The sequence below is a fragment of the Allofournierella sp. CML151 genome, assembly GCF_027853465.1.
Lineage (GTDB): Bacteria > Bacillota > Clostridia > Oscillospirales > Ruminococcaceae > Allofournierella.
Genome location: NZ_JAPNNW010000034.1, coordinates 1 through 9243 on the forward strand (window position 1 = coordinate 1; position 9243 = coordinate 9243).

Sequence of the window (9243 nt, forward strand, 5' to 3'; positions counted from 1 at the left end):
CCCAAAGATCGGTAAACCATGTCTTTTTATTTTTGCGAAACCTATTCTACACTATTTTCTGTCCGCACCCCCGTCGCTGTGTTCTTGTCAATAAACCAAAAACCTGCTCTGGCTTGATTGCCAAAGCAGGTTTTTTTACAGGCTGAAAGCCGCCAACCGGCGGCTTTTTTCTTTACATATAAGCAAAATAAGGCGAATTAAACTTCTTCCTGAAGTCTCTGGATCAATTCCTGCATTGCTTCAACAGTATTGAAGTTGCAAGGCTCAAGCTCATCTACGTCAATTTCGATATCGAAAGCATCGTTGAATTCACTTACAATAGTGATGATGTCGAAAGAATCCAGAATTCCGTCGTCAATCAGTTTCTTTTTATTTGAAAAATCATCATCAAAATGGAGACACTGTCGGTTTTTTGATCTCAGTTTTTCTAACTAATATATACTGCTGTGGCCGCAATATTATTAGATTGCGGCTTTTTAGATATTAGTGTAAAAGACTATGATGTTTACGAGGCTAAATAAAATAAAGCTTTATTGTATAAAAAATTATAAAAAATAGATAAATAATGACAAATAAGAATATATGCTGATGAAAGGAACTCGGCACAAATAAATGTTATGGTTATATTGATTGCTGCCATCACTGGAAACTTCAAATACCAAAGATTTATATTTATGTGTACGGACAATGGGAATAAAATGGAGCTTCCGATTCCTTGTGAAAAATAAAACCATAAGGCTTTTTTCCCAATGTGAGAAAAGATATTGTGTTTCATCCCTGAAAAGAAATTGGAAAAATATATAGTGCACAATATACCAATATATGTATAGAATAGGTATGTCAGATTTGGTGGGAATTTGTTGTTTTGCATGGGGTTGATGGGTAAATTAAGAAGGGAGGAGTTTAATTTCATTGCAAAAGCAATCAACAATATTCCGATAACAAATTGTCTGACATTAAAATGAAAACGCGTTTTTCCGTATATAAGGCCAAATAAATACGGTACAGAATAGAACAACCATTGTGAATCTATTTGAGGAAATAAAACGGTTCCTTGAGCGTCAAATAAGAGAAGAAAAAGGAGAATGATAAGATATCTGCAGTAGTTTTTAATTTTAGATTCTAACGTTACAGAGTGAGTGTTGATTATATAAATAATAATTGAGTTTATAAAAGTTACACAAATATATACTGGAAGAAACCAAATTGATCCTGCGATTACAGGAAATTGTGGGATAGAGACATTAAAACAAAAAGAAGAAAGTAAACTTTTGAGATCAGTGGTTTTGAATGAAATTATAGCAACAAAAACAATGAAAAAAATCCACTTTTTCATTATTTCAATAATTGATTGGAAAATATTCCATGGAGATTTTTCTTTAAAAGAAATAGACCATCCAGCAAGAAAGAAAAAAAGGCCGACATCTATAGCTAATGTTAGAGTTTGCATCCAATCAGGAACACCGTATGTTGCTCCTGACCAAAATGCGGTGTGTATTATTATAATGGATATGGCAGCAATTCCCCGAATTGTGTCTAAATAATTGTCCCTACCTGACATTAATGAATTCTCCTCAATAATGTAATTTTACTAGTAGACATGAGTCATATTACATATTATGTTTGCCAAGAAATTAATTCTGATCCTTTTACCAAATAGGCTTCACGAGCGATTTTTGCAAGGGGCGCATCAGAGAGAGAATCAGAATAAAATTGATCAATTTCTCCGTTTGGGAAACGTTGGTAAAATTGAAATACTTTTTCTTGTCCTTTGCAATTTACCCCGTTGAACTTGCCACTACGAATATCGATAAGAGATGCGATTGGTTTGGCAACACCTAGACGATGGCAAATGGGCGCAATTAAAAAAAGAGGAGATGCAGAAATAATAAGATCTTGCGCAGTTTTCTTGTTTAAATACCAGTCCTTTATCTTGTGTTGATGACTGTCCCAGAAAGCATCAACACAAGATTCTGGCTGCTTAAGGTCAGAAAGAAAGGAAAAGAAATATTCCTTCATTGTTGTGGTATCAATTTTGGAAATAGTGTGGAGGCAAATCCCATAAGATTGTCGAAATATATGTGTTGCAATGTAGGGGTGGTGTTTCAAACAATAAAAATAAAAATCTACAGTACAGTCGCCATCATAAATAGTTTTGTCAAAATCATAAACATTCATACTGAATTACCTTTTACATATAGAGAATAAGAAACATCATGAGAGCATATAGTGTACATAAAATTAAAAGCTTTTTATCGTGGAATAGAACTTCTACAGGATCGCCATCTGAATCGCCTTCAATGAGCATGCTGTATTTCATTGTAATAAGTAAAACTATAGGAACAGTAAAGATAAGCTTTGCATTATTATAAGACGTAACAGTCTGATTATCCATGCTCCAAAGAGAATAGAACACATTTGTCAAAGTAAGGCACATATACATGTTTTTGTCCAAAAAGGACAAGGAATATGTTTTTAAAACTATTCGAGTGTCAGTGCCCAAGCGTTTTAGTTCGTTTCGACGTTTTCCAAGAGCAAAATAAAAAGAGGCAGAAATAACGGTTAGATATAGCCAGTTAGAAATTGCAATATTAGTTATTAATGATCCATAAGCTACACGGATTAGAAAGCCTGAAACAAGAATGGCAATATCTACTAACGGGATGTTTTTTAATCCGAAACTATAGCCTAAATTTGCGAGAAAATAGAGCAGCAAAAGTAAACTGGAAAGCGGGCTGTAAATAAGCATATTGCTTAGTGAAGCAACGATTACGAGCACGGCAACTAAAATCCATGCAGTCCGAATTGATACTGAACCGCATGCAATGGGGCGTTTGCATTTAGTGGGGTGCTGGCTATCTTTTTCTTTGTCACGTATATCGTTTATAATATAAACGACAGACGAAGTCATACAGAATGCTAAGAAGGCGCAACATGTATCGAGTAACTTCGGAACAATAAAAAAATTACCACTGCAGACAAGGGCTGCAAAAACTAAAAGATTTTTAATATAATGGTGTGGTCGCATCAGTTTTAAAATGGTGAGCATAAAATAACCTCATCTTTTAGTAATACATCATTTTTATGACCTGTATTATATTTCAGGCACGGACATAAGATCCAAATAACCAAGACGAATGGCTTCCGGGTCCTGGGAGATTTCGGGATCAACCACATAGCGAATTCCCAAGTCATTTAGATTAAAATAAATACCAGAGAAATCACCAGCATACAAAGAGACAGAAGCGTCCTTTTGTAAGAATGTAAAAGCGGAATGGACCTGCTTTGTCATTTGAATATACTGAGGTACTGAACGGAAGAAAAGACTTGCATTTAAAATAATGATGACAGCAAAACAGTATCCAATTACATGCATGATCTTTTTATGCGAATTGAGAATGATATAAAGAGCAATTAAGACAATAAAATATACATAAGGAGAATACCGAGCCCACCAACTTTCTGTTATGCCAAAAGTTAAACCTAGGCATACAATTAGATTCATGCAAAGGAAGTAAAACTTGAAGTCTTTCTTCATAAAAATCAGTTTGACGGCAATGATTATAAGTGAAATTAGGAGAATGCCACTAAAAAAGATTCCAAAACCGGAAATTCGAGAATCTGGAGAAGAAAGGTACTGAGACTCCTGAACCCAATCTACTGTAAATGGGAATTTCAATGTGCAACTATCAGGATTGTTCCAAGCAGTCTCCCCCATCATGTTGTTCATTTTAGAGAATATGGAGAGAAAAAAGTTTTTAAAATGATTAACTTCGGCGAAAGGAGAGTTAGTAGTCATGATATCGACAGCCCCCTTGCCAGACAGAGGATAGGTAAAATTGTGATAGCGCAAAAAGTTAGTCACATAGGAAGTGTTGCCAGCCCAGAAAATAGTTATAAATGCGAGAACAGCAAAAGGAATCATTCGCTTTAAACAAAGCGATATATTAAAGTTTCCATTGGACATTTTTAAGCGTTTGAAGCAAAACCATAAGAAATAAGCAATACAAAAAATACCCCCATATAAAAGACCGGTGAACTTAATATTGCCGCAGATAATCATGGAGGAGACTATTAAACTCCATGAAACTTTGGAAGGAAATATGGTTTCTTGATCTTGCATAATTAAAGAAATAATCAAAATGTATAGCATGAGATGAAGAAAACCATCTACATAATAAGTGCCAAATTGGGGAATAGCGATAGGGCTTAACATGGCTGCAAGCGAAAATAATATACAGAAACTCATTCGTTTGCCTTTTGCTGTTAAAAAAGCGATGGTAATCAAAAATGCGCAAACCATAGCGAGCAAGGTATATACTTTTCCGGATTCAATGTTTCCGGTTAGCGCATAAATGCCAGCTGCAAAAATCCAAGTGCCTTTGCAATATGTTTCTGCCCATAAACTGCCAGATGGAATCTGCGAGGAATCGTTCATTGCGATGACCTTAAAATATTGTTCCTGAGGTAGTTGAGAGAGAGGATTCCAGTTGTTTTTCAATAGACCAATGGCTAATTTGTGATAAAGGTTTCCATCAACGGAATTGTCATAAATGCTTCCGGAGATCCATATCAAAACTCCTAGAATAACTGTAGCAGTTAAAATCTCATAAAATAAGACGGAATTAATAGAATCGTTATAGAAAAATATTAAACAAATTATAGCGATTCCATAACTAAGAGGGAGTGTAAATGCGTTTATTGTGATACCAAAGAAAAAACAAGTAGCAGTGAAAAGTATGGTGGATGCCATAAGATATAAAAAAATTTGAGACATATGAAGACAAAATGTTCCGATCTTTAATTGAAATTTCTTTTGATTAAGCACTTTTTCATTTCCTTTCTTGTTTTTAATAAGGTGAGTTCAATAATACGAGAAATATAGAGCTTAGAGGAATATACATGGCAGGAGATTAAACGTAAAGCTAATGAAAGAAGGGGAAACTGAATAGATAGAGTAGGGTAAAAGGGTCGAGCTTGCTTTAAATGATACATTATTTTTTGTTATATTGCAATATTGTTTACCCTTTCTGTGGAAAAGTTGATTTAATATTGTAAAGTGTTTGTTTTCATAAAAGAAAGGCGAAATTGGGGAGGGAGGCTTCCCTAGACGAGAATATATGCTACTCCGCAGAAAATCTTTTTGAAAGAACAGGGTAAAAAGATCGTTTTTTCGTGTAGAAGAACGGAGACGATGAGACTGACTCAAAGTGTTTAAGTTTGCAAGGTTAGCGAAAGGTCAGAAAATATTTTTTCCTCGGTACACATACACTAGATTCTATCCGAAAATTTACGATATTAGTATGCTTTATCTGGAACGACTGAGAGGGCTGTTGCAACAAAACTAAATGCGGTGCAGATTGCGGGAAGGCATCTGGTAATTAGTGGTGAGAGAATCAACGTGATATTTGTACAATGATCTGAAGTATATCAAAGAAAATTCCTGCTTAATACTGGTTATATGCAAGACGTTCACAGGGGCTCCTTCGATTGATAATAGGAGAAGATTCGATGCTGTAGGTGATGGGTTACTATACTGGGATTTTCTCAATAACAGCATAATGTTCTGTTACGCCCCGATGGCATTGCCAGTGTACAGCTGGTAGTAGCGGCCCTTCTGGACGATCAGCTGGATGTAGGTGACTCGCTCGATGATGCGGCCCTGCTCCAGCACCATGATGCAGTCGGCGATTTTCACGGTGGAGAACCGGTGGGCGATCACAAAGGTGGGGCGGCCGGTCATTGGGACCTCTATGCCCGGGCTGTGGCACAGGTCCGCCTTCTTGATCTTGTTGATACCGTTCGCAAGTGGAATCATCCGGCGAATAACCTTTTTTTGACATAGAGCGTGTCAAACCAGCTGTGTTCATTCGTGCTATCCAACCTCTGTCCAGCGGTAGTGGCCTCCTCGGTCTGAATGAACGATACGTGTATATGTAGCCCCTCCTGTGGCCCAAGATTCTGTCCGCATCCCTAAATGGTTATTTCAGCTGAACGCCAACACTTGTGTATCTGCTGCACCATCTGCTGCCATTTCCTGCGTCGGCGGATTTCAGACAACAGGTTAGAGTATTCTGCAACTTTCCGCTGTGTTCCCCCCTCTGCCAGCATGGCCTTGATCTCTGGTAGCAGCACTTGAACATGTGTGTAATTTCATTTCTCCATGACAAACCCCCTGATGCAGTCTGTTTTCCTGCATCAGGGGGGCTTTTGTTACTGTCCGTTTTTACTGGACCCGTTCACTGGGAACATTGGCAGCGGGGCCATATTAAGAAAGTGATTTGAAATGTAGTGCTTTAAATGGGGGGCTGGACCACTTTTCGAAAAAGATTTTCGATTGCAATAATAACATGACAGTCAGCTGTCCGCTTCCTGTGCTATAATACAGGCAAACGAAAGGAGAGAATGCCATGAAAATGGAACGAATGATCGGCATTCTGTCCATCCTGCTGCAAAAGGAGCGGGTCACCGCGCCGGAACTGGCCCGGCGGTTTGAGGTCTCCCGCCGGACCATCCAGCGGGATGTGGAATCCCTGTGCCAGGCGGGTATTCCCTTGGTGACCGCACAGGGAGCAGGGGGAGGAATCTCCATCATGGAGGGATACCGGATGGACCGCACCCTGATCACCGCCCCGGAAATGCAGGCCATCCTGGCAGGGCTGCGCAGTCTGGACAGTGTGAGCGGCACCCGGCGGTATGCCCAGCTAATGGAAAAGCTCTCGCCGGAAACAACAGACCTGATTCCCGGCGGTGCGCACATGCTCATTGACCTTTCTTCCTGGTACAAAAGCGATCTTGCGCCCAAAATTGAGCTCATTCAAGGGGCAATCGAGCAGTCTCGGGTCATTCAATTCAACTATTTTTCGCCCAAAGGAGAGACACAGCGGACCATCGAACCTTATTACCTGATCTTTCAATGGTCCTCCTGGTATGTGTGGGGCTGGTGCCGCACCCGACAGGCGTTTCGCCTCTTCAAGCTGGTCCGCATGAACGGACTTGCCAAAGGAGCGCTGTTTGAGCCGCGGCCTGCCCCCCTGCCTGATCTGAGCGCGGAACGGGTTTTTGTGCCCCGGTACCCGGTGACAGTAGTGTTTCGTCCCGAGTACCAGTGGCGGCTGGTGGAGGAATACGGTGCGGGGAGCTTTACCCGGCAGGAAGACGGGAGTCTGCATTTCGCCGGCGTTTTTTCGGACGAAACCAGCGCACTCAGCTGGCTGCTGACTTTTGGCGATGGGGCAGAGGTGCAGGAGCCGCCCGAACTGCGGGAGAAACTGGCGCAGCTGGGGCGCTGGTTACAGCAAAAATATGAACGGAGGGATTGACCGTGGCATCGCATGCGGATTTTGTGGAGTATGTGGCGGAGCAGATGCAGCAGGCGGGGAGCATCCGCAGCAAAAAGATGTTCGGGGAGTACGGTCTCTATTGCGATGGCGTGTTCTTTGCCGTCATCTGTGATGATCAGCTGTTTGTAAAAATTACGCCCCAGAGCGAGGCTGACTTCCCGGACCTTCCCAAGGCCCCGCCGTACGCAGGTGCAAGGGACTACTTTCTTGTGGAGGACGTAGACGACCGGGAGCGGCTTACTAAACTTGTTCGAATCACCTGTGAAGCACTGATGCTGCAGCCGAAAAAGAGGAGGAAATGACCATGCCCTTTGATTATAAAAAGGAATACAAGGAATTTTACCTGCCGCCTAAAGCGCCGGAGCTTGTCACGGTGCCAGCTATGAATTTCCTGGCGGTCCGCGGTGAAGGTGACCCTAACCAGGAGGACGGCGCCTACAAGCAGGCCATCGGGCTGCTGTATGCAGTGGCGTATACCATTAAGATGAGTAAAAAAGGCGGCCATAAACTGGAAGGTTATTTCGACTATGTGGTGCCTCCTTTGGAAGGCTTGTGGTGGCAGGAGGGGATTCATGGAGTGGACTATTCCCGCAAGCAGGATTTCCAGTGGATCTCCCTGATTCGGCTGCCGGAGTTCGTCACTCGGGATGCCTTCGACTGGGCGATTCGGGAAGCCACGGAAAAGAAGCGGCAGGATTTTTCCCCGGTGGAGTTTTTTCACTGGGAGGAGGGACTTTGCGTGCAGAGTATGCACATTGGCCCCTATGATGACGAGCCCGCCACCGTGGATGCTATGCAGCGGTATGTACAGGAGCAGGGGTACGTGGAAGACTTTGGACAAAGCCGTTTCCACCATGAAATCTACCTGAGCGATGTGCGCCGCTGCAAGCCGGAACGACTGAAAACCGTGATTCGCCACCCAATCAGAAAGATTGGCTTGTAAAAACGCAGCTGCATAAATCACGTTATAAAAAACCCAAGGAGCTCCCGGTCATTCGCCGGGAGCTCCTTGGGTTTACTTGATCCAGCAGACAACTGCGTCCCGCAGAAAACGGGCGCATCCGGGCAGCTGTTTGTCATAATAGGCGGTAAAGCGTTCATCCAGCACATAAAGTTCCGCGATGCCCCGGTGCTTGGCCGGAGTATAGGGGGTACCGGTCAGGGTGAGCCACTGGCGATGAAGTTCGGCGATCTGCCGTCCCTCTTCGCTGTCCGGGGTGCAGCCGGAACGCACCGCATCCTCCAGCTTTTGCTGGAGCGTTTCGCCCAGTTCGCTCCAGGTGGCGTGCTGCTCACGGCTCATACCCATCATGGCGGCGTTAGCCTGCTCCACCTGCGCGTCGCCGTATTTTTTTCGGATTTCTGTTCCGTATAGCCTTTCGTTTTCAGCCACAGTTTTCTTTTTAAAGCATTCAAATTTCTGTTCGTCGTTCATCGTCTCATTCCTTTCCTCTGCGTCGATGGTAGCTTTTACCGAGCGGATCAGTCCGGCCAGCCGTGCCTGTTCCGCCTCCAGTGCGGCAAGATGACTGCGCAGTGCGGCAAGCCGGTCGAAGGCAGGGTCATCCAGGCATTCCTTGATCTGCGCCAGCTCCACCCCGAGGGCGCGGTAATAAAGAATGTCCTGCAGGCGGTCCACCTGGGCATCGCCGTAGTAGCGGTAGCCGCTTTCGGCTACACGGCCGGGCTTCAGCAGACCGATTTGGTCGTACCAGCGCAGAGTGCGGGTGGTTACTCCGGCCAGGTGCGCCAGTTCCTGAATGGAATACTCCATAAAAATCCCTCCCTGTGAACAAGCATAACCGTTGACGGTACGGTAAAGTCAAGAGGAAGACGAAAAATTTTTATTGATTTTTCAGCGCAAAGAAAAAAGCCGTGTCGGATCTTGTCCGACACGGCT

At 42.9% G+C, this 9243-nt stretch carries 10 protein-coding genes and 1 pseudogene; 3 read left to right on the forward strand and 8 right to left on the reverse strand.

The features are described from left to right. Positions 1–197: 197 nt before the first annotated feature. The 7 genes and pseudogenes from PH256_RS14940 to PH256_RS15345 form a co-directional block, all read right to left on the reverse strand. Positions 198–422, reverse strand: coding sequence for an acyl carrier protein (locus tag PH256_RS14940; protein ID WP_270914804.1), 225 nt, complete (start codon positions 420–422; stop codon positions 198–200). Positions 423–505: 83 nt separating this feature from the next. Continuing rightward, the gene (locus tag PH256_RS14945; RefSeq protein WP_270914796.1) at positions 506–1561 is read right to left on the reverse strand and encodes an acyltransferase family protein; all 1056 of its coding nucleotides are present in this window, start codon (positions 1559–1561) and stop codon (positions 506–508) included. A 56-nt stretch (positions 1562–1617) separates the two neighbouring features. Continuing rightward, positions 1618–2178 (reverse strand): haloacid dehalogenase-like hydrolase, encoded by a 561-nt coding sequence (locus PH256_RS14950; RefSeq protein WP_270914797.1) that lies wholly within the window; start codon positions 2176–2178, stop codon positions 1618–1620. A 13-nt stretch (positions 2179–2191) separates the two neighbouring features. Beyond that, positions 2192–3049, reverse strand: coding sequence for a decaprenyl-phosphate phosphoribosyltransferase (locus tag PH256_RS14955; RefSeq protein WP_270914798.1), 858 nt, complete (start codon positions 3047–3049; stop codon positions 2192–2194). A gap of 45 nt (positions 3050–3094) precedes the next feature. Further along, positions 3095–4777, reverse strand: a complete 1683-nt coding sequence (locus tag PH256_RS14960) for a hypothetical protein (protein ID WP_270914799.1) — start codon at positions 4775–4777, stop codon at positions 3095–3097. A gap of 792 nt (positions 4778–5569) precedes the next feature. Next, entirely contained in the window at positions 5570–5818 is a 249-nt protein-coding gene (locus PH256_RS14965) for a hypothetical protein (protein ID WP_442866666.1), read from the reverse strand. Next, a pseudogene (locus PH256_RS15345) lies at positions 5796–5926 on the reverse strand (IS3 family transposase); the annotation flags it as partial. The pseudogene PH256_RS15345 and the gene PH256_RS14965, both read right to left, overlap by 23 nt. Positions 5927–6410: 484 nt before the next feature. Here PH256_RS15345 and PH256_RS14970 point away from each other — a divergent pair. Genes PH256_RS14970 through PH256_RS14980 form a run of 3 tightly spaced genes read left to right on the forward strand, consistent with a single transcriptional unit; the run spans position 6411 to position 8286 of the window. Then, complete coding sequence (locus PH256_RS14970) at positions 6411–7322, forward strand: helix-turn-helix transcriptional regulator (RefSeq protein ID WP_270914800.1); 912 nt, start codon at positions 6411–6413, stop codon at positions 7320–7322. Between the two features lie 2 nt (positions 7323–7324). Continuing rightward, complete coding sequence (locus PH256_RS14975; protein ID WP_270914801.1) at positions 7325–7645, forward strand: TfoX/Sxy family protein; 321 nt, start codon at positions 7325–7327, stop codon at positions 7643–7645. Positions 7646–7647: 2 nt separating this feature from the next. Next, positions 7648–8286: a GyrI-like domain-containing protein gene (locus PH256_RS14980; protein WP_270914802.1), complete on the forward strand. Its 639-nt coding sequence runs from the start codon at positions 7648–7650 to the stop codon at positions 8284–8286. Between the two features lie 72 nt (positions 8287–8358). Here the strand turns inward: PH256_RS14980 and PH256_RS14985 are convergent, their stop codons facing one another. Beyond that, the gene (locus PH256_RS14985) at positions 8359–9117 is read right to left on the reverse strand and encodes a MerR family transcriptional regulator (RefSeq protein ID WP_270914803.1); all 759 of its coding nucleotides are present in this window, start codon (positions 9115–9117) and stop codon (positions 8359–8361) included. Positions 9118–9243: the final 126 nt, after the last annotated feature.

Coding starts and splice junctions, on each gene's coding strand:
- PH256_RS14945 (WP_270914796.1), bottom strand. CDS start 1,561: ATGTCAGGTAGGGACAATTATTTAGACACAATTCGGGGAATTGCTGCC.
- PH256_RS14950 (WP_270914797.1), bottom strand. CDS start 2,178: ATGAATGTTTATGATTTTGACAAAACTATTTATGATGGCGACTGTACT.
- PH256_RS14955 (WP_270914798.1), bottom strand. CDS start 3,049: ATGCTCACCATTTTAAAACTGATGCGACCACACCATTATATTAAAAAT.
- PH256_RS14960 (WP_270914799.1), bottom strand. CDS start 4,777: ATGTCTCAAATTTTTTTATATCTTATGGCATCCACCATACTTTTCACT.
- PH256_RS14965 (WP_442866666.1), bottom strand. CDS start 5,818: ATGATTCCACTTGCGAACGGTATCAACAAGATCAAGAAGGCGGACCTG.
- PH256_RS14970 (WP_270914800.1), top strand. CDS start 6,411: ATGAAAATGGAACGAATGATCGGCATTCTGTCCATCCTGCTGCAAAAG.
- PH256_RS14980 (WP_270914802.1), top strand. CDS start 7,648: ATGCCCTTTGATTATAAAAAGGAATACAAGGAATTTTACCTGCCGCCT.
- PH256_RS14985 (WP_270914803.1), bottom strand. CDS start 9,117: ATGGAGTATTCCATTCAGGAACTGGCGCACCTGGCCGGAGTAACCACC.